This window comes from Paraburkholderia heleia NBRC 101817, from assembly GCF_000739775.1.
Lineage (GTDB): Bacteria > Pseudomonadota > Gammaproteobacteria > Burkholderiales > Burkholderiaceae > Paraburkholderia > Paraburkholderia heleia.
This window is the reverse complement of the sequence record NZ_BBJH01000025.1, coordinates 131281-151294: the sequence shown is the minus strand read 5'-3', so window position 1 is coordinate 151294 and position 20014 is coordinate 131281. Positions and strand designations below refer to the sequence as shown.

Here is a 20014-nt window from a genome sequence, read left to right as displayed (position 1 = left end):
GTGTATTCCCCCGTGAATCAGGCAAGGAAATGCGGGAAGGGTCCACGGCGGGCGCTGGCGAAACACGCAACCAATCGGAACGACAGGCAAGCGGGAACCAGGCTTTTTTCAGATCGAAAGCAATGGAGGCGATTTGACTCGCACGGCCCCGCGTCGAGAACCGTGCGAGAAGGAGAGCGCCGCGCTTTAGAAGCCGTGAATCAGCGCGATGCGATACACCATCTGGTTCTGCCCCGAAGAGACGTCGGCCGAGCCGGGAATGTTCGCATAGTCGAACTGCGTGCCCGTGTTCGCGGACACGGCCCGCTGGTACGCGCCTTCGAGATACACGGACGTACGCGCCGACAGGTCGTAATTGAGCTTCAGGCTCAGTTGATGCCACTTCGGATTGTAGCTGCCGGTGCTCGCTGTCAAATGAGCCTGCGTGTACGTGTAAGCGCCACCGAGGTAGAGCGCGTGCGTGAAGTGATACAGCGCGCTCACTTCGAAGTTGTCGAACTTCCACGCGTGCCATACGCCGCCGGCCGGCTGCGTGTTGCCGCCATCGGAGGTGAAGTACGCGTTGGCGGTGGGATCGTAGACATCCACGTGCGAATACGCAAAGCCGAGCAGCCAGTTGGAGAACGTGTAGTTCACGCCCACGCCGATATTCTGCTGCGATCTCGCGTTGAACGTGTTGTCGCTCGTGACGGCGCCCGACGAATTCGCGTCCGCGGTCGTCGCGCTGGTCGCATTGTTCATCTTCAGGTACGAAGCGGCGAGCGTAAGACCGCCGTTGACGTATTGCGCGCCGAAGCCATAAAGGCGGTTATTCGAAAATCCGCCAGCCTCGTTGCTGAAACCATACATCGCTTCGCCCGTGAAGCCGCGATACGTGGGCGACACGTACTTGACCGAGTTGTTGACCCGGAACGAGTAGTCGGTGTTGTCGTTGTCGTACGGGTGCGCAAAGATGTAGCCGGTCCAGTTGCCGTTGGCCGTCATCGGCGAGAACATGTCCACGCTCGGATCGTACTGGCGGCCAAGCGTCAGCGCGCCGAATCGATCGGACGAAAGGCCGACCCAGGCCTGGCGGCCGAACTGGCGGCCACCCTGCCCGTTATGGCCCGTGTTCACGTCGAAGCCGTTTTCCAGCTGAAACTGCGCGCGCACGCCGCCGCCGAGATCTTCCGTACCCTTCAAGCCCCAACGGCTCCCGTAGTCGTAGCCGCTCTCCAGTTGCCACGCCGAGTTACCCCGCGCGTTGCTCGTGAAGTTGAGCCCGTCTTCGATCTTCCCATAGAGCGTGACGCTGCTCTGCGCGTAGGCCGCACTGCTGCCGATCAGTGTCACGAGCAGGCATCCCCCCAGCTTTGCGTTCAATTCTGTTCTCCCGTCGATGCAAAATCGCGGCATTCGCCGCCCCCGTTCCGCTTATGCGCCCAGCCGGTCGAACCGGAAGCCGATAAGCGTGTTGCATTGCAGGAGGGGAGTTTCAAACATCGAAAATTTGCGACTAAGTGCCATTTTCGTAATGCACTTTTCCAGATCCGGGCGGAATCGACCCAGCGGGCGTGGTCGCCGGACGCAAGGCTCGCCCGCGCGGATACCGACGTCAAGATCGGCTTTGCCGCGCTGCCCAGCGGACCTAACCCAGTTACGGCAAGGACCTGGAGAACGGCGTCAAGACGACTCCCGACGACGCCAGGGCCCAGGGCGTCAAGATCGACGGCCAGCCTGTCTCGTTCGAACTCGTTGCCGAAGACGCCTGTTTGCCGGGCGCCTGCACGAGTTCGTCTTCGGCGAAACCAACTATGGTTAGCCGGATGACTTCGGACTCCATAGCGATCCGCCCATGCTCAATGAAGCACGGGCCACGCCGGCGAAGCTGCTGGACGGGCAGAATGCGTGTCCACCGGAGGACGTCGGTGGCGTGCCAGGATATGCCGACCTCCTCGAAGCGATCACCGATCCAACGCACGAGGAGGCACGGCCGCTGCCTCGAGCGGGGTGGCGACAGCTTCGATCCGCGGCCTTCGATCTCGTGCTCGCGAATCAGCTGCTCTCAGCCATATCTCCCCACTTGAGTCGAACAGGCCCGGTCGGCACGTCTACTGATGGCCACCGTGTATATTACCGGCCACGCCTCCCGCGACACCGCCGATAATCGCACCGGTCCACGCGTCGCCACCTGCGATCGCGGCAATGCCCGCGCCCCCGGCCGCCCCGATTGCCGCGCCGCTCACCGTCCCCTGCTGACGAGGGGTCATATCCGTGCAGCCCATGACGGCGACGAGGGTACCCACACTGACGAACCATCCATATCGTTTCATGATCGGTCTCCTCACTGATTCTTCTGCAGACCGGGCAAAACCATTTGAAACCACAGGGTTTCAATTACCGGGTGCTGGATCATTGCAGGATTCGAGGCGTAATAGTTGTCCAGCCCCTGGCGCACGCTGTCGAGCGTCTGCCCTTGCATGCCTTTGCCAAAACGCAGCGAGATATCATTACTGCTCGCGTTATTGCCGGCATAGGCGCGCTCGATCTCGACCAGATTGGCGATACCGACGAGATACGCTTTCTTTTCCGCTTCCGAAGACGCGGCCCACTGCTGCCCCGTGACAATGGGAATGCTCTGGGCGTGCACAACATTGCCCATCATTGGCAGTAGCAGGAGACTCAGAGAAAACAGCATTCTCCAATGCGATTTGAATGCCATCACACCCTCCATGAAAGTTGTCCCGCAGCCTTCCGAAGACTACACCCGGCAACGTTGATCGTGTTCTGAGACTGACTGGTCGGCATGGCTCGTTGCAGCCGCTCCATACACGGCGCGCCCCTCCACAGAGCATGGCTCATCGCGTCAGCATTCTTCATGCCGAAACCGCCGATTGATACAGCCCGTTTGCTAACGATTTCCTCCTTCTTCGACCCGCAAATGTTGGGCATGCGATGACCAGCGGTTCGCCATCTCGATTCATCATCTGGACACCTGATGAACACCATGAAACGCGAATCGCGCACGACACATGCGGGCAACCGGATATTCGAGAATAGATCAGAATTCCGGTACTGGCATTACAGCGCACGGAATCGGGGAAAAAGGATAATCGTGAAACCGCCGGGTTCCCTCTACCGTTTGCTGCGGGGAGAACATGCCTGCCAGCCACCTGAAACAGGCCTACACTCGTCCGTGCCCGCGCTACCTGCATCATGTGGCCGTCACATCAGCGCGACGGGCCGCGGGCGGACATGTTCGTTCCTCAGTGCCGCCCATTCGCGGCAAAGGAGAAGCCATGGAAAAGCGCTTACAATCCACAGCCTTGTTCATCGCTGGCTTCGGCCCGATTGCGATTGAAGCCCAGGCAAGCCGTGAACTCTACAGCCGAGCTTTCGGCATCCCCTTCTCGGAAGAAAAGGACGGCTACCTCCATACGGAGAGTCTGAAAGGGGCAAACACGTTCGCCTTGTGGCCGCTCTCTCAGGCCGCTCAGTCGTGCTTTGGCACGGATTCGTGGCGCAGTGACATACCCGTCCCGCAAGCCTGGATCGAGTTTGATGTCGACGACGTCAAAGCCGCTACGGCAGAACTTGAATCACGCGGGTACCGGATGCTGGTCAGGAACCGGCATGAGCCGTGGGGCCAGACCGTCAGTCGCTTCATCGGACCGGAAGGACTGCTGGTCGGCATCACCTTTACGCCATCGATGCGGGGAGGGTAGTGGCAGGGCCGAAGGTCGATGAATGGTCCGGCCGGCGAGCAGTAAAGGCCCGCGGCAAATCGTTCGCAAAGTACCTGGAACGGTTCTCGCCGTCCTTGCGAACCGGGTAGCGGCTTCGAATCGCAAAGCAACGCGCAATCTCATTGAGCAGATTACGGCTGATTGCCTGGCGCGCTGCTTCAGCGCGCCAGGTGGTCGAGGTAATACTGAGCCGCGCGTGTGACGTGTCGCTCGGCGAGCATGGCCGCGAGCGCAGAATCGCCGGACTGCACGGCGCGCAGGATGGCCGCGTGCTCGCCCCAGGTGAGGCGCACTTCTTCGTCGGTAGCGTTCACGAACAGCATGCGTGTGCGGTCGCGCAGCGAGCGCATGAGGTCGGACAGCATGGAATTGGCACCCGCCGCATAGAGCAGGTCGTGAAAGCGGGCGTTCAGTTCCAGCAGGCCCGCCGTTTCGCCAGCCGCCACCTTGGCGTTGCCGGCCTGCAACACTTCCTCGATCTGGCGGACCAGTTCCGGCGTGCAATGCTCGGCCGCGAGGCGCGCATTGAGCCCTTCGAGCGTAGCGCGGATCTGCACCATTTCACGCGCCGCGGAAGGGTCGAGCGACGCGACCACGGCACCATGGCGCGGCCGCACTTCGACGAGCCCTTCGGCCGCAAGCGCGCGCAGCGCCTCGCGCACCGGCACGCGCGAAACGTCCAGCTCATCGGCAATGCGGCCTTCCACGAGCCGGTCGCCCGGCTTGTATTCGCCCGCCGTGATCAACTCGCGCAGCCGGGCGATCACCAGTTCCGAAAGCTGTTTGTGCATGATCGGCTCGCGGCCGCCCGCCCCACCTGCACCGTTTGCCCCGACGGCTCCCCGTACCATGTTCATGTCCCCACGATCTGACTGTTGCACCCAAGCGCCCAAAGCGGCTGGCACAATTCTAGCAGTGCCCGGGTTTTCGTAGACTGTACACATGATACGAAACGCGCGCGCCGTGCGCGACGTCAAATTTGCGCCCTTCCGCTCTCTACGTCCCGCGCGGCACCGTGGCCATGAACGCGAGTATTTCCCGCCCAAGGACCTCCTCCCCGGAATTGAAGTGCGCCACGATCGATGTATGGTTGTGGCCGCGCATCTGCACGAAGCGTGGCGGCACGCCACGATGGCGCAGCACGGCCAGGAAGAATGCCGCGCCGTAGCCGTCGAGAAAGCGGTTTTCGTATTCCGCCACAGCGATCATGACCGGCACCTCGGCGCACGCCGCGTGCGTGAGCGGCGAGCGCTCGGCGTACCGCGATTCGTCATCGCCGAAATACTGGCGCACGGGGCCCGCGTTTGGATTGCGCGGATCGACGTCGGCGAACAGACGCGCGCTGATGAGCACGAGGCCTGCCACGCTGCCCGGCGCCACGGCGCCCGCGAGCGCGGGATCGAACAGGCAACTGGCCGCATGCGCGCCGCCTGCCGAATGGCCGATCAGGAAAACCCGCGAGGCGTCGATGCGCCAGCGCGCGGCATGCTCGCGCACCCAGGCAAGCGCGAGCGCAACGTCTTCGGCACCGCCGGGCCAGGGCGCCTCGTCGGCGAGTCGATATTCCACGTTCACGGCGATGAAGCCCTGGCGCGCGAACCAGTGGCAGACATTGTCGTAAATCTCGCCGTTCACACTCTTGCTGCCGCGCACGAACGCGCCCCCATGCACGAACAGCACGGCCTCGCGCGGCGCGCCCTCGCCGCACACCGGCGCGGGATCGAACACGTCCAGAACCTGGCGCGCGTGCGGCCCATAGGCAATCTCGCGCTCCACGCGGATGCCGTGCTTCGGCGCGGCGGCCACCACCGGCGTATAGCAGTCGATCACCGCCTTGCGATGCCCGACGATGTCGTCGTTCCAGCGCGGCCCCAGTTCGAGCATCCGCCGGCGCTGCTCCGGTTCCAGCGCGCCGAACGGCTCCTGTGCGATCTCGTCTTCTCTCACCATGCTCACCATGACACGCTCACGTTGCCGTTGATGAAAGTCTGGCAAGCCATGCGGTAGCCGCTCGCCAGTTCGTCCTCGCTCAGGTGACGCCGCTCTTTCTGCTTGACCTCGTCCGTATGCTCGCGGCCCGCCTCAACCTTGCACTTGCAGGTGCCACACAGGCCGCCGCCGCATTTGAAGGGAATGCCGCCCTGCACGCGCAGCGAGACGCGCAGCAGGTTGCTGTTCGACGGCGCTTCGACCGTCTTGCCACCATTGCTCAAGAAAGTGATCTGAACCATTTCTAATTGCGCAATCCTTAGTTTTCGCGTCGAACCAGCCTGGCCTCGTCATGGCCACGCCCGGTCAGGTCCTCGATAGAAGCCAGCGCCTCGCGCAAGGTCGCGAACTTCTCGAAGAATTTGGTCGGGACGAGGTTGACGGCTTGCTTGCCGCCGGCCACTGCGTCCTCGACAATACGCACGCGCGCCTCGCCTTCGAGCCGCGCGACCACGAACGCCGCCACATGGCTCACGCCGTAGAAGTAGTCGTGCGTCTCGACCGGCGTGATGCCCTCGGTCGGCTCGCTGCGATACTGCCCGGGCCGGCTCGTGAGTACGATATACATACGTTCTCCTGCTCATTTCTCGCCCTACTCGGGCACGCTCACCGCTACGTTCTGCGCGCCCGACCGTGCCCGCCCGCGTTCAGGACCCGGCTGCGGGCAGTTCGTCCTGTTCGAGTTCGATGTCGTGCTCGATCCAGAGCTGGCACGCAAGCCGGAAGCCGGCGTCCAGCCGCTCGCCGAGCTGCTTCTTCTCCTTCCAGTTGGGCGGCGGCAACTGCTCGCCTCCCGCTACGACGCGGCACGCGCAGCTCGCACATTTGCCCATGCCGCACTCGTAGCGCAAATGCGGAAACGGAAACTGCCTGATGCCCGCGCGAACGACCAGATTTGTGTTCTCTTTCACTTCCCCCCGGTAGCTTTCCCCGTTCCTGCGAAACACGACGACTGGCATGCATCCTCCTGTGACCTGAGCCCCGTGCCTGCTCGCACGCTCGCGAACAGGCACGGGTGCAGTGTAACTCATTTTGAACATTGTATACCGTTTTCAAAAAGCTGCCCTTGCTTTCACCGATCACAGGCGTCATCAAGCGCTAACAGTAGCATTTCGAGCGCGGCGCCCTGTTCATCATCCTAGTTTGGGTATACCGTATACTTATTTTTGTTTCCTACTCATTCATCTCAAGGATTTGCCCATGATTCATCTCACCGATCAGCAGATCGACGAACTCATCGACATTGAGCAGGCCATCCCCGCCCTCTCGAGCGCATTTCGCCAATTGGCGCGCGGCAAGGCGGCCGTGCAACGACGCGTGCGTACCGAAGCGGGCGGCACCAAACTCTCGACACTCGGTGCCGTGCTGACCGAGGCCGACGTGGCCGCCGCGAAGGTCTACACGACGATCCGCGGCCAGTTCAACTTCGTGATCGTGCTGTTCCGCGCCTCCGACGGCCAATGCCTCGCCACGCTCGACGCCAATGCCATCACGCGCCTGCGCACCGCTGCCACCACGACGCTCGCGGTGCAGCGACTCGCCCGCGCCGGCGCGCAAACCGCTGCGATCTTCGGCACCGGCGTGCAGGGACGCGCCCACGCGCACGCACTCGCGCGCTTCACAAACTTGAAGACCCTGCGCATAGTCGGCATGGAAGGCGACGCCGAACTGGCTTGCACGCTCAACGAGGCCTACGGCGCGCGCGGTGTGCAAGCCACGGCACTGGGCGCATCCGGCGCGCTCGAGGCGATAGACGGCGCCGACGTCATCGTCACCGCCACGCGCGCCACCACGCCGCTTTTTGACGGCCGCGCGCTGAAGCCGGGCGCACTCGTCGCCGCCATTGGATCGAGTCTGCCGCACGCGCGCGAGATCGACGACGCGACGCTCGCGCGCGCCAGCCGCATCGTGGTGGAGTTGCGCGATCAGGCGCTGGAGGAAGCCGGCGATCTCGTGCTCGCCGCGCCCGGCGTGGTGGACGAAGCGAAGCTGGTCGAACTCGGCGATGCGCTGGAAGACGATGCGCTGAGCCGCAAACGCGACGACGAGATCATCGTCTACAAGGCGGTCGGGATCGGGCTTCAGGACGCCGCGCTCGCGGCACTCGCGTGGCGCGCGTACATCGCGCATGCGCAGTAAAAGGGAAATAGCGGAGGGCCGGCGCGCTGCACCGGCCCTCCGCAGTCGCTGCGTACTCGACGCGGCTCAACGCATCCAGCCCACGTGCGGACGCGTTTTCATCCGGCCCGCGAGCGACGCAGTCCCACACGCTCCGCGAACGGCACAACGAGCACGAGCGCCATCACCGCGGCGCACAGCAGCACGCGCGCGAGACGCTCGTTCGCCGCGCCTTCGCCGAGCACCTCGAGCGCCGCACGCAATACGCCGGCCACGTGGGGATCGGCGAGCAGCATCCCGGCCGCGATCCAGCCGAGCAATGCCGCGCCCAGCCAGACCGCCAGCGCAAAGCGCTCCAGCACGCGCAGCATGATTGTGCTGCCCAGAACGATGACGGGGGCGCCCACGGCGAGGCCCGCAAACACGATCGCCGTGCGTGAGCCTTCCGGCAGCGTCTGCGCCACGGCCGCGGTCGCGAGGCCGTTATCCAGGCTCATGGCGAAATCGGCGAACAGGATCAGCATGACGGCGCGCCAGAGCGCCTTCGCGCCCGGCGCGCCGTCGTCCTGCGCACCGGCCTCGTGCGTCTCGCGCAGCAGTTGCATGCCGATCCACGCGAGCAACAAGCCTGCCGCGATGTGCATATACGGAATCGCGAGCAGAAAGCCGATTGCATAGACCATCGCGAAACGCAACACAACGCCAAGCCCCGTGCCGAGCCACACGCCCGCGCGCCGCTGCTGCGGCGGCAGCGAGCGGCACGTCATCGCAATGGCGATGGCGTTGTCGCCGCCGAGCAGCAGGTTGATGAAGACGATTTGCAGCACGGCGAGCGCATGATGCCAGAAGTCCGCTGGAAGGTTCTGCCAGAGTGCAGCCATAGCCTCGGCACCTGCCTTCACGCGAACGCCACAGCCGCGAGCGTTGCGACCACGAGCCCGCAAACGACGGGCAGGAACAGCGCACGCACGGCGTCGAGCACGGGCACGCGCGCGAAGCCGGTGACCGCGATCAGCGACGACCAGGCCACGAGCGTGCCGCCGCCCGTCCACACGGCGCCCATCTGGCCGATGGCGGCGAGCGTCGCGGAGGGCAGGTGCACCATTGGCGCCAGGGCGCCCGAGAGCGAACCCGTAAGCGGCAGCCCCGCAAAACCGGAGCCGTCGATACCGGTGATCATGCCCATCAGCAGGATACCGAACGATACGAACAGCGGGTTCTGCGGAATCATCTGGCTGCACGCCTGCACCAGTTCGAACAGGAACGAGGGCACATGCGCACCCGCCGCCACGCCGAGAATCGGGCCCGCCGTACTCGCGTCGCCCACGAAGAAGAACCCCGCGATCGGCAGTACCGCGCCCATGGCCTTGAAGGCGAACACGAAGCCGTCGATGATGTGCTCGGCCGTGCGATCGAGAAAGCCCTTGCGTCCGTGCGAGAGCGTGGCGAGCATCATCAGCACCGCGGCCATGCCGCCGATCAGCGCCGCAGCGTCGCCGCCGCGAATCGCGCCCGAGCCGATCATGCCCGGACGCATCATCACGACCACCACCGCGAGAAACGCGAGCGGCGTGACGAGCGCGAATACCTTCGACCACAGCTCGCGACGATCGATCAGCACCCCGGCGGCTACGGGCGTCATATGCAGCGCCGCGCCGCCGAGCGCATGCGGCGGGAGCGACATGGAGGCCAGCGCCGGTTCTGCCTCACCGCGTTGCGCAAGGCTGCCGTCACGCTCGTCGTGCTCGCCACGCTTGTTGTGCGTCCCGTGATCGTCGCCGAAACCGCCGCTCGTACCGCGCGCCAGTTCCGCCTTCGCGAAGCTGCCCTGATGCTCCTGCGCCGCCTGGTCGAGCCCGCCCTCTGCCGCTTCCCACGCAGCGAGATTGGCGGCCGAAGGCGCCTTCACCTTGCCGCGCACCACGAAGAACCACGTGAGCGCGAGCGCCACCGCGCCCACCACGAGCGAGAGGCCGAACGCCGTGTTGGCCACCGCGAGCATGTCGGTGCCCGCCGCCTTCGCGCTGATGCCCGGCGCAACCTTGATCACATAGTCGGACGAAAGCGCCATGCCCTGCCCCGCAATCGCAATGGCGGCCGCGGCGCCCAGCGGCGGAAGGCCCGCATACACGGCGGCAGGAATCAGGATCGCGCCAACGAGCGGCACGGCCGGCGTGGGCCAGAAGAACAGCGAGATGAGGTACGTGATGAGCGCGAGAATGAAAAACGCCACGTGGCCGTTGGCCATGATGCGCTTGAACGGGCGCACCATGCGCACATCGGCGCCCAGTTCGTGCAGGCCGTTGAGCAGGGCCGTCATCAGCGCGATCACGAGAAAGATGTTGAACAGCTCGTGGGCCGCGGTGAGGCTGCCCATGAAGATCGCCTGAAACCCGGTCAGCAGCTTGCCGGACCACGCGAACGCCACCGCGAAGGTCGCGAGTATCGCGGGCACGACGACGTTGGCACGAAAGATCATCGTCGCGATGATCGCGACGACGCCGGCCAGATAACAGAAGTGGGCTGGCGTCAGAACTGCGATGGAGTGCATGGGAGGCCTCAGCTCGTAATGGTATCGGGGACGATGGAGCGTGGTTTCATACCAGGTGCATCGCGTTGTGGCCGAAAAAGCAGCCGGAAAAAGTCATGCGGACTTCATTGCACGGACGGCGCATCGGCGTGCGGTACACCGTCCGTTTGAGGCTTTGCAGCGTTCTTCAAACTCCTGCAGCGGCGGGCTGCGCGTGCTGGAACGTGAAGCTGTCCGCGTACAGGTAACGCACGCTCGCGCCGCGTGCGAGGAAGGCACGGCGCGCGTCGGCGATCATGGCCGGCGAGCCGCACAGGTAAAGCGCGTACTCCGAAAGATCGTCATGCCCGGCGAGTACGGCGTCCTGCACGTAGCCGCGCGCGCCTGCCCAGGCATCGTCCGCGCGCGAAAGCACGGGCACGTACCGGAAATCGTCGTGGCGCGCGGCCAGTTGCACGAAATGCTCGTGCAGGTAGAGGTCCTCCTGGGTGCGCGCGCCCCAATACAACTCGACGGGCGGCGCATCGCCGGTCTCGAGCATCGTGGCGAGCATGCTGGCAAGAGGCGCCACGCCCGTTCCCGTGGCCACCATCACGATTGGCCGATAGTCCTCCTCGTGATAGCCGAAGGCGCCTAGCGGCGCTTCGACATCGAGCGGATCGCCGGCACGCAGCGCTGCGAGTTGCGTCTGCGTGAAGTAGCCGCCCTCGATCTCGCGGATCTGCAGCTCGACCTCGGCCTCACCGGGCCGCGAGGCCATCGAAAAGCTGCGCGAGCCAGCCTCGCCGAGCAGCACGTCGAGGTACTGGCCGGGCCGGAACACGAACGGCGCACCGTCTTCGAAGGCGAGCACGAGCCGCGTGACGCCGCCGCACAGGCGCTCGCTGCGGACCACCTTGGCGCGGCGGCGCTGTGCGGGCGCGGGGGCATCGAGCAAGCGCCCGGTGCTGATCGCGAGATCGGCTTGCGCGTGCGCCTGGCACATGAGCGCGTAGCCCAACGCCTCCTCTTCGGGAGCGAGCGCGAGCGGCGGCTCGTCGTAGTGCACGCGCCCTTCGACCAGCTTCACCCGGCACGTGCCGCAGCCGCCGAATTCGCATTCGGCGGGCAGCGTGACGCCCGCTCGCCGCGCGGCTTCGAGCACCGTTTCCGCTGCGTCTGCAACGAAGCTGCGCTGCGCCTCGATCCAGGTGATGCGAAAGCTCGTGGAGTTCATGCCGTGCCTCGCTTGTCAGAGCTTGATGTCGGCTTGCACGAGCACTTCGCGGCCGCTTTCGCGCAACAGATCGCGCAATGCGCCGAGTGCCGCCAGCCCGGCCTGCGTGTCCTGTTCGCCGTTGCCGCCCGACAGTCCCACGCCGCCCACCACCTGCTGATCGACGACGATGGGGAAGCCACCCACGAACGCCGCGAAGCGCCCCTCGAAGCTCCACTGAATGCCGAACGCCTCGTTACCAGGCAGCGCCGGACCGTTGGGCGGCGTGGTGAACAGGTGCGTGGAGCGCTTGTGACCCGCGGCCGTGAAGGCCTTGTTCCATGCGATCTGCGGGCCGGTAATGCGGCCGCCGTCCATGCGTTCGAGCGCGAGCGGGAAACCGCCTTCGTCGACCACGCAGATCGATTCGAGCACACCGATCTGCTGCGAGCGCGCGACGGCCGCGGCAATCATGTGGCGCGCTTCGGCCAACTCGAGTTTGAAAAATGCTTTCATGGCTGATTGGAGATGTCGATGAGAAATACCGTTACGCGCCGCGATAGACGGTCTTGGTCTGCAGATAGAACTCGAGCCCGTCACGCCCCGACTCGCGGAACGTGGCCGTGCTGGAACGCTTGAGGCCGCCAAACGGCGCGTTGACGAGATTGCCCGTGGTGGTGCGGTTGATCTTCACGGTGCCCGCCTCGATGTCGTTCGCGAAGCGATGCATGAGTTGCGCGTCGCGCGTGACGAGCGCCGCGGCAAGGCCGTACTCGCTGTCGTTCGCCACGGCGATGGCATCTTCGTAATCGTCCACATCGATCACGGCGATCACCGGCCCGAAAATCTCCTCGCGCGCAATGCGGGCGTCGCGGGGCACGTCTGCGAAGATCGTCGGCATGACGAAATAGCCGTGCGCGAACTCGCCTTCCGTAAGCTGATCGCCGCCGCACACGAGGGTGGCTTCCTGCTTGCCCACCGCGATGTAGTCGAGCACCGTGCGCAATTGGCCAGCCGTGGCGAGCGGGCCGACGTCCACGCCCGGCGTCATGCCGTTGCCCACCACGAGGGCGGCCGTTCTTGCGGCAAGACGCTCGACGAATTGCGCACGGATGGCGCGTGCCACGAGCACGCGGCTCGTCCCCGTGCAGGCTTGCCCCGAAAGCGAGAAGCCGCCTTTGATCGTGAGATCGACGGCACGGTCGATTTCGGCCGCATCGAGCACGATGAGCGGATTCTTGCCGCCCAATTCCATTTGCGTGCGTGTGGAGAGCGACGCGGCGCGGTGAATCTGTTCGCCGGCCGCGGTCGAGCCGGTGAACGATATCGCCCGGACTTCGCGTGCGCTCACGAGCGCCGGGCCGACTGCGCCCGCACTGCCCGTGACGAAATTCAGTACGCCCTTCGGGATGCCGGCTTCGACGAACGCCTCGGTCAGGCGCAGTCCGCTCAAGGGCGCGTCGGATGCGGGCTTGAATACCACCGTATTGCCGCAGACGAGCGCGGGGGCGATCTTGCGCGCAGGAATCGACACTGGAAAATTCCACGGCGAAATCACAGTCACGACGCCGAGCGGCTCGCGCACGGTGTAGACCATCATGCCGGCGTCGTCGCTCGGGAAGGTTTCGCCCCCGTACGACTGCGCCTCCACCGCATAGAAGCGCAGCGTCTGCGCCGCGCGCATGAATTCGTCCCTGGCGAGCGCCTTTTGCTTGCCCTCCTCCCGCGTAAGTTCGTCGCCGAAGCGCTCGGCATGACGTTCGAGGTACGCAGCGGCGGCGAGCAGGATGCTGGCGCGCGCGGCCGGGGCGAGGCGCTTCCAGGCGGTGAAAGACGACGATGCCGCGCGCACGGCGGCGCGTGCATCGGCTTCGGTGCTGGCCTGGAAGCGCCCCACGACGTCGCGCGTGTCGGCCGGATTGACGTTGTCGAAGGTGGTGCCCGCGAGGCTCGCACACCATTCGCCGTCGATGTAGTTCAGATACGTGGGAACGTTAGTCATGAATGTGCAACGGTCCTGAAAAGAGGGGGCTTGACGGTGCGTGGGCCTCCAGCGCGCACGCCCCAATGGCGCGGCGCACCGCAGGCCCGGCGCACGCGTGGTGCTCAGGCGGCGAGGCCCAGTTCCGGCAGCGGAATTTCCTTTTCGACGTAGTCGTAATAGAGCGCCGTGGTGTACAGCAGGCGCATTTGCGCCCCCACTTCGCAGATCTTCAGGCAGCGCTGCTGCAACTCCGGCGTGTTCGCATGCTCGAGCACGATCTGGTAGCCACGTTCACCGTGAATCTCGTCGGAAACGATATGGAGATCGAAGAATTCGACTTCCTCGTCTGTGAACTTGTAGAGGTCGCGCAGCGTCGGCGTCTGCTTGCGGTAGATGGAAGGCACCTGCGATTCGAGGCCCACCACGAGTGCCGCCACGGCCACGACCGGGTCTTCGCGCATCGCCACCGCATAACACCAGCCCTGCAGGCCGCGCGTGGTCGGCGACATGTTGTCCGGATCGATCACGCGCTCGCGCGTCGTGCCGCAAGCCTCCGCGAAGCGGATCAGCAGGTCGGTATGACGGTCGCCGCCAATCTCTTCCTCGTACATGTTCGCGAGCAGGAAGTCTTTCGCCTCGGTCATGTGGTCGGGCGTTCGCGCGTACAGGTAGCCGAGGTAGTCGGCAAACGGCCCGACGTAGTGGTAGTGGTTCTCGGCCCAGCGGGCGAGATGCGCACGCGTGAGCTTGCCGCTTGCCCACGCGATGCTGAACGGCGCCTTGTTCGCGCTCTTGCCCTTGATTGCCTCTTCGAGTGCCGCGCGGAATGTCTCGCGGTCCATCAGCTCTGCCATGTGTAACTCCTTCGTTCAGGATGGGGATCCGCTGCAAGCCTCCAGCGGATCGGGTTATCTCTTTAGTTAGTGTACACTGTATACAATACACTAGAAATTGCCAATTCAAGAAATGCCTGGTTTCCCCTAGAACGCGTGACGCAGACCGATGCCCACTGACGACTGCTTGTTGCTGCTCGAGGCCGGGATGAACTGCGTGACCTGCGCGATCTGGGCGTCGCCCAGGGCGCGCTGCATGGTGGCAAACGCATAGAGCTGCGTGCGCTTGGAGAGCGCGTAGTTGAGCACGGCGTTGTACTGGAGGTAGCGCGGATCGGCGTCGCTGGCGTCCACCGAGCCGTCGGTGTAGGTCACGCCGAGTCCCGCCGAAAGCGCTGGCGTGAAGAAGTACATGCCGTTGACTTCGTAATTCATGAAGTTCACGTCCTGCCCTTCGAAGCCCTGCTTGTACTCGACGTGCGTGACATCGGCGCTCAGCCTCGCCTTGCCGAACAGGTACGACGCGCCGCCGCCCACCGTGAAGAACGAATGGGCCGCGAGCGCGTACTCGCCCACGGCGGAGTTCGTGTCCTTCCAGAACGTGCCCGGCGAAAGGTTGCCTGGCTGGCGCGCGTAGGTCATGCCGAAGCCCACGTAGAGGGGCCCGTCGGCGTAGCTGCCGCCAAGGCTCCACATGCTGTTGCTGCCAAAGCTGCCGGCCACCCCGCCGAAGCTGTACATCGCGCTGCCCGTGAAGCCGCCGTAGCTGTTGCCATAGCGCACGGCATTGTTCACGCGCACGCCGCGGTTCGTCAGGTCCATGTCGCCCGGGTGCTCCATGTAGACCGACCAGTCGGCAGCGGTGAGTTGTGCCACGTAGTCAACCATCGACTCGTACTGACGGCCGAACGTGAGACGCCCGAGCCGGTCGTTCTCGAGGCCCACGTAGGCCTGGCGTCCGAACAACAGGCCGCCCTGGCCGAGCGAGCCATCCGTCACGTCGAAGCCGTTTTCGAGCCGGAAGATCGCGCGCGAGCCGCCGCCCAGGTCCTCCGAGCCCAGCAGGCCGAAGCGGCTGCCCCGCGTGGTGCCGCTCGCCATGGCGACCGAGCTGCCGCCGCCCTGATTGGTCGTATAGATGGTCGACACGTCAATCAGGCCATAAAGCGTGACGCTACTCTGCGCGTGCGCCGCGACCGAACTCAGCGAGCTCGCCGAAAGACACGCAAGCCCTGCTCTACTCCAGAAAGTCCTTTTCATGCGGGGATTCCTCTTTTTGTTGAAAGACCAGCGGTAACGAGATGGAGCGCCGTATCTGTCTCCTCAGCGCTTCCTTTTACTTAAGTATGCTGTATACAAAAATACAAGACACAGTCCGGCAGAAAGATTTTGTGATTCGCAGTCCCAGGGAAACCGGATCGGAGAAGCCGCGCACGAGCGTGCAGACGGCACCCTTCGCGGCTCTTCGGCGGAAGAACTAGCGCGGGCTATCCGGAACGGCTTGACCAACCGACACAGAGGCCGCTTGCCCAAGCGAATCGAGATTGTCCGCATCGACGTCGTCGAGCGCGATGCCATTCGTTTCCGGCAGCATGCATGCTGCGAACACGACGAAGCAATAGCCCACGCCCGCGACGAGCGGTATGGCGAGCGTCAGCGTGAAGTGTCCGCTCGCTAGCCACCCTGCCGTGAACGGGAATATCGAGCCGATCACGCGTCCCACGTTGTAAGCCACGCCATAGCCCGTGGCGCGAATGGCGTGCGGATACGTTTCCGAAATGGTAGCCGCCACGCCAGAGAACGTGCCCTGCATCAGCACGCCCAGCAGGAAACCCAGCACAAGCATAACCGGCGCGGACGCGTCCACCATCATGTATGTGCTGCTCATGGCGAAAGCGCCCGCGGCGAACAGGATGTAGGTCGGGCGGCGGCCGATTCGGTCCGTGGACCACGCGCCCAGCGCGTAGCCCACGAGCGACCCACCGATTGTCACTGCCAGCCAGACGCCCGTGCCCGTGACCGAAAGCCCGCGCTCGGTCTTGAGCCACATCGGCATCCAAGTAGCGATCGCGTAGTACGCACCGAGCATGCCGCCCGAAAGCAGGCTGCACCAGAGCGTGCGCGCGCCCAGGCGCCCGCTGAACACGGCGCGCAACGCGCCGCCCGCGCTTGCCGTGCGGCGCGCGGCAAGCGTGCGTGCAAACGACTCCGGCTCCTGGAGATTGCGGCGCAGCCAGACCACCAGCAGCGCCGGCAGCACGCCCACGAACAGGCAGACCCGCCACGCCCATTCGGCGGGCAGCCAGTTGAAAATCGCGCTATAGGCGAGCGCCGCTGCTGCCCAGCCAAACGAATAGCTGCTGGCCGTGAAGGCGGAGAATTTGCCTCGATGCGCTGGATTACGAATCATCTCCGTCACGAGCACCATGCACAGCGAAGACTCGCCGCCAAAACCCAGCCCCTGTACGGCACGCAGTACCGCGAGTTGCGCGGGTGAGTTCGCGAAGCCGCTGGCGAAGCACGAGAGCGCAAACAGCGCGATGGTCCAGCGCAGAATCCGCACGCGGCCGTAGCGGTCCGCCAGCAGCCCTGCGCCGATCGCGCCGACGAGCGAGGCGATCAGCGTCCACGTGACGATGCTGCCTGCGGTCGCCTTACTCATGTTCCAGGTCTGTAGCAGCACGGGAATGAGGAACGAATAGATCATGAAGTCGTAGACGTCGACGGCATGGCCGACGAACGCGCCGGCAAAGGCACGCTTTTCGTTCTTCGACAGCGATGTGAACCAGGACATGAGCGCGTGCTCCTTAAACTATCGGGGAATGAAAGAACGCCCTGGGTCAGCGCGTGGGCGGCGCGTAGGCGTAACCGGCCGCTTCCAGCAGGCTCGCCACGCGAATCGAACGCAGGTCGTGGTAGCGAGGCGCGACGATCTGCACACCCACGGGCAGGCCCTGCGCCGTGCGTCCTGCTGGAGCAACCGTGGAAGGCAATCCGCACAGGCCCGAATGACCCGCCCAGAAGAGCTGGGTGGTGAGCGGCTGTGGCTTGCCATTGACGTTCAGTGTGCGCTGCCACGGCGCACCCGCCTCGTCGAGCGGGAACGCCGCCGTGGCGGCAACCGGGCACAGCAGCACGTCCACGCGCTCGAACAGCATGCGCCATGCGGCGGCATAGCGCTCGCGCAGCGGCTGCAGTTTGAGCCAGTCGCGATGGCGCAACGCAGCGCCCACGTACTGGAGCGACGCATAACTGTCGTCGCCGGGGGCCGCGGCGTCGGCTGCACGCAAGGCGGCTGCGAAAGCGTCGTCGCCGAGATAGCCGCATGTGGAGGCGCGCAACAGCAGCGTGTAGGTGCGCAGGAGTTCCGCTGCGTCGAGTTGCGGGCGCGCGTCCCACACTACCTTGGCGCCATGGCGCTCGAGTGCGCGCCCCAGGTCGACGATACAGCGCTCGACGTCGGCATCGACTTCGGCCACCGGGTGATTGCCAAGTATGCCGAAGCGAATATGGCTCAGCCCGGAAAGCTCGCAGCGGGGCAATTCATAGCGCAAGGCGCAGACGGACTCCTCATTCGGGCCGATGATCGCCGCCAGCACCCGCTCGAGATCGGCGGCGCTGCGCGCGAGCGGCCCCGCCACGTTGATGTCCGGAAGCGCGACGCCGCCAGGCAAGCCGTGTCCTTCGAGCGAAACGAGACCGTGCGTGCTCTTGTGCGAAAAGATGCCGCAATAGTGCGCAGGATTGCGGATCGATGACCCGATATCGGAGCCCACGTCGAAGAAGGCCATGCCCGTGCAGACGGCCGCGGCGCTGCCGCCCGAGGAACCGCCCGGCGTGCGCGCCGGATCGTGAGGGTTGCGCGTCGTACCATAGATGTCGTTATAGCTTTGCCAGTCGCGCAGCCACAACGGCACGTTGGTCTTGCCGAGCAGCACCGCGCCGGCGTCGCACAGGCGCTGCACCACGCCCGCATGGCGCACGGCGAGATTGCCGCGATACCCCGGGTCGCCCACCGTGGTGGGCCAGCCCGCCACGTCGAACGACTCCTTGATCGTAAACGGCACGCCATGCAGCGGGCCGCGTTCGCGGCCGGCCGCCAGTTCGGCGTCGCGCTCGCGGGCCACGGTGTACGCGCGAGCGAAATCGCTCACCACGACAGCGTTGATCGTCCCGTTGTCCGCTCGCCACGCTGCCTCGCAGGCGGCGACGAGCTCGCTCGAACTGACCTCCCGCCGGCGCAACGCGGCCGCCGCCGCGGCAATCGTCTCGTAGCGCCACGGCTGCGCGGCAGGCTGCGCTTGTGGAGCCATGCCGGTGGGGCGGACGACGGCAAAAGAATCGGACATGGTTTGTCTTGGTCGATAGTATTTTGTATACCGTCTCAAGCCAAATTTAACTTGTCAAGCACGGAAAAGCGAACGGTGCGTGCCGCGGGTCCGCTCGGCCCGTCCTTGTTTCCAGCCTTATTCGGCCATGCCGGCGGATCTCCGGGGCGACCTGTCGAGTACGTCGGATCACATGCAATGGTCATGCAGCAGAAGACGCGACGACTGGTTCGGGACTCGGCCGTTTTCGGTCGATGCTCCCAATTTGATCCGATTCGATCTGCGAGATCCGGCTCTTATCCAGGAATCGTCGGTGTGGATCGCGGCAGACTCGTAGCCCGCACTCGGCAAGCTCGTCTTTAAGCCATTCAGGCGCGCGCTGGAAACGATACGGCGCACCAGGCTCCTGCGCCCACTGTTGGAGCACGCGATGCAGCTTGGGCGCGTTCAGCTGATGCAGATTGCCGATGAGCGCCAAGCCGCGCACCTGGCGCAGGCGCTGGACACAGGACGGGCGCGGCGTCCATGGCGCGACAGCGCAGTGACGGCGCTCAGTCGAGCGGCATGCCCAGTTCGGCGGCCATGCGCGCGACGAGCGTTTGCAGACGCGCGACTTCTTCCGCGAGCCGTTGCTGCTCGGCGCGCACCGCCTCGAAGTCCGCGAGCGAAACGCTTTCGCCGGCATCCTCGCGAGCCCCGGGCGCGATGGTTCCCGCAGCAACGAAACTCGCCGTGTTGACCTCGCCGCACAGCAGATGCATCCAGCGGCTTTCGCGCTCGCCCGGCGCGCGCGGCAGCTTCACGACGAGCGGCGGCTCGCGTTCGGCCAGCTCTTCGAGGAAGCCTTCGACCGACGAGACATCGGCGAACCCGTGCAGGCGCGACGAGTTCAGGCGCAATTCCGCTGCCGTCTGCGCGCCGCGCAGCAGCAGCACGGTCAGCAGCGCCACGGCCTGGCTCGGCACGCCGAGCACGCGGTTCAGGTTGTGCTCGAAGCGCGGCACGCGGCTGCTGCTGCCTTCGAACACGAGACTCAGCAGCTTGAGATCTTCGACGGCGGCCAGAACGTCCGCTTCGCTCACGTTCATGACCGGGGTTCGCGCGGTCTTCTGGTTGCAGCCGAGCGTAAGCGCGTTGAGCGAGAGCGGATAGGTGTCGGGCACCGTGTGCTGCTTTTCGACCAGCACGCCGACGATACGCGCCTCGATCGGCGAGAGCGCGCGCAAGGCACGCGGCGAGGAAGCATCGGCAGGAGAATTCATGGGCAGATCAGTCCGCTGTGGTTCGGTTGGAATCAGGCGTTCGATCATAC

Annotated in this window: 21 protein-coding genes and 1 pseudogene; 3 read left to right on the top strand and 19 right to left on the bottom strand. The window is 64.9% G+C overall.

From position 1 onward, the window contains the following. Nucleotides 1–186 precede the first annotated feature (186 nt). Nucleotides 187–1362, bottom strand: coding sequence for a porin (locus BHE01S_RS21520; protein WP_042267459.1), 1176 nt, complete (start codon nucleotides 1360–1362; stop codon nucleotides 187–189). Between the two features lie 394 nt (nucleotides 1363–1756). Here BHE01S_RS21520 and BHE01S_RS39210 point away from each other — a divergent pair. After that, a pseudogene (locus BHE01S_RS39210) lies at nucleotides 1757–2053 on the top strand (plasmid pRiA4b ORF-3 family protein); the annotation flags it as partial. 37 nt (nucleotides 2054–2090) lie between these two features. Here the strand turns inward: BHE01S_RS39210 and BHE01S_RS21510 are convergent. Both BHE01S_RS21510 and BHE01S_RS21505 read right to left on the bottom strand, forming a co-directional pair. Then, nucleotides 2091–2312 carry a hypothetical protein gene (locus tag BHE01S_RS21510; protein ID WP_042267512.1) on the bottom strand — a complete coding sequence of 74 codons (222 nt, stop codon included), beginning with the start codon at nucleotides 2310–2312 and terminating at the stop codon, nucleotides 2091–2093. 11 nt (nucleotides 2313–2323) lie between these two features. Further along, entirely contained in the window at nucleotides 2324–2701 is a 378-nt protein-coding gene (locus tag BHE01S_RS21505) for a hypothetical protein (RefSeq protein ID WP_245639815.1), read from the bottom strand. 577 nt (nucleotides 2702–3278) lie between these two features. On the opposite strand from BHE01S_RS21505, the gene BHE01S_RS21495 reads away from it, so the two are divergent. Further along, nucleotides 3279–3704 (top strand): VOC family protein, encoded by a 426-nt coding sequence (locus BHE01S_RS21495; RefSeq protein ID WP_042267453.1) that lies wholly within the window; start codon nucleotides 3279–3281, stop codon nucleotides 3702–3704. 179 nt (nucleotides 3705–3883) lie between these two features. On the opposite strand, the gene BHE01S_RS21490 is transcribed toward BHE01S_RS21495, so the two are convergent. The 5 genes from BHE01S_RS21490 to BHE01S_RS21470 form a co-directional block, all read right to left on the bottom strand. Next, complete coding sequence (locus BHE01S_RS21490) at nucleotides 3884–4516, bottom strand: GntR family transcriptional regulator (RefSeq protein ID WP_042267510.1); 633 nt, start codon at nucleotides 4514–4516, stop codon at nucleotides 3884–3886. 205 nt (nucleotides 4517–4721) lie between these two features. After that, complete coding sequence (locus BHE01S_RS21485) at nucleotides 4722–5684, bottom strand: alpha/beta hydrolase (protein WP_245639814.1); 963 nt, start codon at nucleotides 5682–5684, stop codon at nucleotides 4722–4724. Then, on the bottom strand, nucleotides 5678–5956 hold the full coding sequence (locus tag BHE01S_RS21480) for a 2Fe-2S iron-sulfur cluster-binding protein (protein ID WP_042267451.1): 279 nt from the start codon (nucleotides 5954–5956) through the stop codon (nucleotides 5678–5680). Before BHE01S_RS21480 ends, BHE01S_RS21485 begins: the two co-directional genes overlap by 7 nt. A 17-nt stretch (nucleotides 5957–5973) precedes the next feature. Continuing rightward, entirely contained in the window at nucleotides 5974–6282 is a 309-nt protein-coding gene (locus BHE01S_RS21475) for a hypothetical protein (RefSeq protein WP_042267450.1), read from the bottom strand. Nucleotides 6283–6361: 79 nt separating this feature from the next. Further along, a complete protein-coding gene (locus BHE01S_RS21470; protein ID WP_042267449.1) occupies nucleotides 6362–6673 on the bottom strand; it encodes a 2Fe-2S iron-sulfur cluster-binding protein in 312 nt (103 codons plus the stop codon). A 241-nt stretch (nucleotides 6674–6914) separates the two neighbouring features. Between BHE01S_RS21470 and BHE01S_RS21465 the strand changes: the two genes are divergently transcribed. Further along, a complete protein-coding gene (locus BHE01S_RS21465) occupies nucleotides 6915–7853 on the top strand; it encodes an ornithine cyclodeaminase family protein (RefSeq protein WP_042267447.1) in 939 nt (312 codons plus the stop codon). Nucleotides 7854–7951: 98 nt separating this feature from the next. On the opposite strand, the gene BHE01S_RS21460 is transcribed toward BHE01S_RS21465, so the two are convergent. The 11 genes from BHE01S_RS21460 to BHE01S_RS21415 all read right to left on the bottom strand — a co-directional run bounded on the left by BHE01S_RS21460 (nucleotide 7952) and on the right by BHE01S_RS21415 (nucleotide 19964). Continuing rightward, nucleotides 7952–8713: a YjbE family putative metal transport protein gene (locus tag BHE01S_RS21460; protein ID WP_042267446.1), complete on the bottom strand. Its 762-nt coding sequence runs from the start codon at nucleotides 8711–8713 to the stop codon at nucleotides 7952–7954. 17 nt (nucleotides 8714–8730) lie between these two features. Continuing rightward, complete coding sequence (locus BHE01S_RS21455; protein ID WP_042267445.1) at nucleotides 8731–10383, bottom strand: hypothetical protein; 1653 nt, start codon at nucleotides 10381–10383, stop codon at nucleotides 8731–8733. Nucleotides 10384–10549: 166 nt separating this feature from the next. Beyond that, nucleotides 10550–11578, bottom strand: coding sequence for a 2Fe-2S iron-sulfur cluster-binding protein (locus tag BHE01S_RS21450; RefSeq protein WP_042267443.1), 1029 nt, complete (start codon nucleotides 11576–11578; stop codon nucleotides 10550–10552). Between the two features lie 15 nt (nucleotides 11579–11593). After that, entirely contained in the window at nucleotides 11594–12073 is a 480-nt protein-coding gene (locus tag BHE01S_RS21445) for a GlcG/HbpS family heme-binding protein (protein ID WP_042267442.1), read from the bottom strand. 31 nt (nucleotides 12074–12104) lie between these two features. Continuing rightward, nucleotides 12105–13559, bottom strand: a complete 1455-nt coding sequence (locus tag BHE01S_RS21440) for an aldehyde dehydrogenase family protein (protein ID WP_042267441.1) — start codon at nucleotides 13557–13559, stop codon at nucleotides 12105–12107. Nucleotides 13560–13663: 104 nt separating this feature from the next. Continuing rightward, nucleotides 13664–14395, bottom strand: coding sequence for a TenA family transcriptional regulator (locus BHE01S_RS21435; RefSeq protein ID WP_042267439.1), 732 nt, complete (start codon nucleotides 14393–14395; stop codon nucleotides 13664–13666). Nucleotides 14396–14521: 126 nt separating this feature from the next. Beyond that, complete coding sequence (locus BHE01S_RS21430) at nucleotides 14522–15634, bottom strand: porin (protein ID WP_042267438.1); 1113 nt, start codon at nucleotides 15632–15634, stop codon at nucleotides 14522–14524. 217 nt (nucleotides 15635–15851) lie between these two features. Continuing rightward, nucleotides 15852–17168 (bottom strand): MFS transporter, encoded by a 1317-nt coding sequence (locus BHE01S_RS21425; RefSeq protein ID WP_042267437.1) that lies wholly within the window; start codon nucleotides 17166–17168, stop codon nucleotides 15852–15854. 46 nt (nucleotides 17169–17214) lie between these two features. After that, the gene (locus BHE01S_RS21420) at nucleotides 17215–18723 is read right to left on the bottom strand and encodes an amidase (protein ID WP_052406029.1); all 1509 of its coding nucleotides are present in this window, start codon (nucleotides 18721–18723) and stop codon (nucleotides 17215–17217) included. Between the two features lie 181 nt (nucleotides 18724–18904). Further along, nucleotides 18905–19180, bottom strand: coding sequence for a hypothetical protein (locus tag BHE01S_RS37950; RefSeq protein ID WP_157025542.1), 276 nt, complete (start codon nucleotides 19178–19180; stop codon nucleotides 18905–18907). A 73-nt stretch (nucleotides 19181–19253) separates the two neighbouring features. Next, complete coding sequence (locus BHE01S_RS21415) at nucleotides 19254–19964, bottom strand: YceH family protein (protein ID WP_042267435.1); 711 nt, start codon at nucleotides 19962–19964, stop codon at nucleotides 19254–19256. Nucleotides 19965–20014: the final 50 nt, after the last annotated feature.

Coding starts and splice junctions, on each gene's coding strand:
- BHE01S_RS21510 (WP_042267512.1), bottom strand. CDS start 2,312: ATGAAACGATATGGATGGTTCGTCAGTGTGGGTACCCTCGTCGCCGTC.
- BHE01S_RS21505 (WP_245639815.1), bottom strand. CDS start 2,701: ATGGCATTCAAATCGCATTGGAGAATGCTGTTTTCTCTGAGTCTCCTG.
- BHE01S_RS21495 (WP_042267453.1), top strand. CDS start 3,279: ATGGAAAAGCGCTTACAATCCACAGCCTTGTTCATCGCTGGCTTCGGC.
- BHE01S_RS21490 (WP_042267510.1), bottom strand. CDS start 4,516: ATGCACAAACAGCTTTCGGAACTGGTGATCGCCCGGCTGCGCGAGTTG.
- BHE01S_RS21485 (WP_245639814.1), bottom strand. CDS start 5,684: ATGGTGAGCATGGTGAGAGAAGACGAGATCGCACAGGAGCCGTTCGGC.
- BHE01S_RS21480 (WP_042267451.1), bottom strand. CDS start 5,956: ATGGTTCAGATCACTTTCTTGAGCAATGGTGGCAAGACGGTCGAAGCG.
- BHE01S_RS21475 (WP_042267450.1), bottom strand. CDS start 6,282: ATGTATATCGTACTCACGAGCCGGCCCGGGCAGTATCGCAGCGAGCCG.
- BHE01S_RS21470 (WP_042267449.1), bottom strand. CDS start 6,673: ATGCCAGTCGTCGTGTTTCGCAGGAACGGGGAAAGCTACCGGGGGGAA.
- BHE01S_RS21465 (WP_042267447.1), top strand. CDS start 6,915: ATGATTCATCTCACCGATCAGCAGATCGACGAACTCATCGACATTGAG.
- BHE01S_RS21460 (WP_042267446.1), bottom strand. CDS start 8,713: ATGGCTGCACTCTGGCAGAACCTTCCAGCGGACTTCTGGCATCATGCG.
- BHE01S_RS21455 (WP_042267445.1), bottom strand. CDS start 10,383: ATGCACTCCATCGCAGTTCTGACGCCAGCCCACTTCTGTTATCTGGCC.
- BHE01S_RS21450 (WP_042267443.1), bottom strand. CDS start 11,578: ATGAACTCCACGAGCTTTCGCATCACCTGGATCGAGGCGCAGCGCAGC.
- BHE01S_RS21445 (WP_042267442.1), bottom strand. CDS start 12,073: ATGAAAGCATTTTTCAAACTCGAGTTGGCCGAAGCGCGCCACATGATT.
- BHE01S_RS21440 (WP_042267441.1), bottom strand. CDS start 13,559: ATGACTAACGTTCCCACGTATCTGAACTACATCGACGGCGAATGGTGT.
- BHE01S_RS21435 (WP_042267439.1), bottom strand. CDS start 14,395: ATGGCAGAGCTGATGGACCGCGAGACATTCCGCGCGGCACTCGAAGAG.
- BHE01S_RS21430 (WP_042267438.1), bottom strand. CDS start 15,634: ATGAAAAGGACTTTCTGGAGTAGAGCAGGGCTTGCGTGTCTTTCGGCG.
- BHE01S_RS21425 (WP_042267437.1), bottom strand. CDS start 17,168: ATGTCCTGGTTCACATCGCTGTCGAAGAACGAAAAGCGTGCCTTTGCC.
- BHE01S_RS21420 (WP_052406029.1), bottom strand. CDS start 18,723: ATGTCCGATTCTTTTGCCGTCGTCCGCCCCACCGGCATGGCTCCACAA.
- BHE01S_RS21415 (WP_042267435.1), bottom strand. CDS start 19,964: ATGAATTCTCCTGCCGATGCTTCCTCGCCGCGTGCCTTGCGCGCGCTC.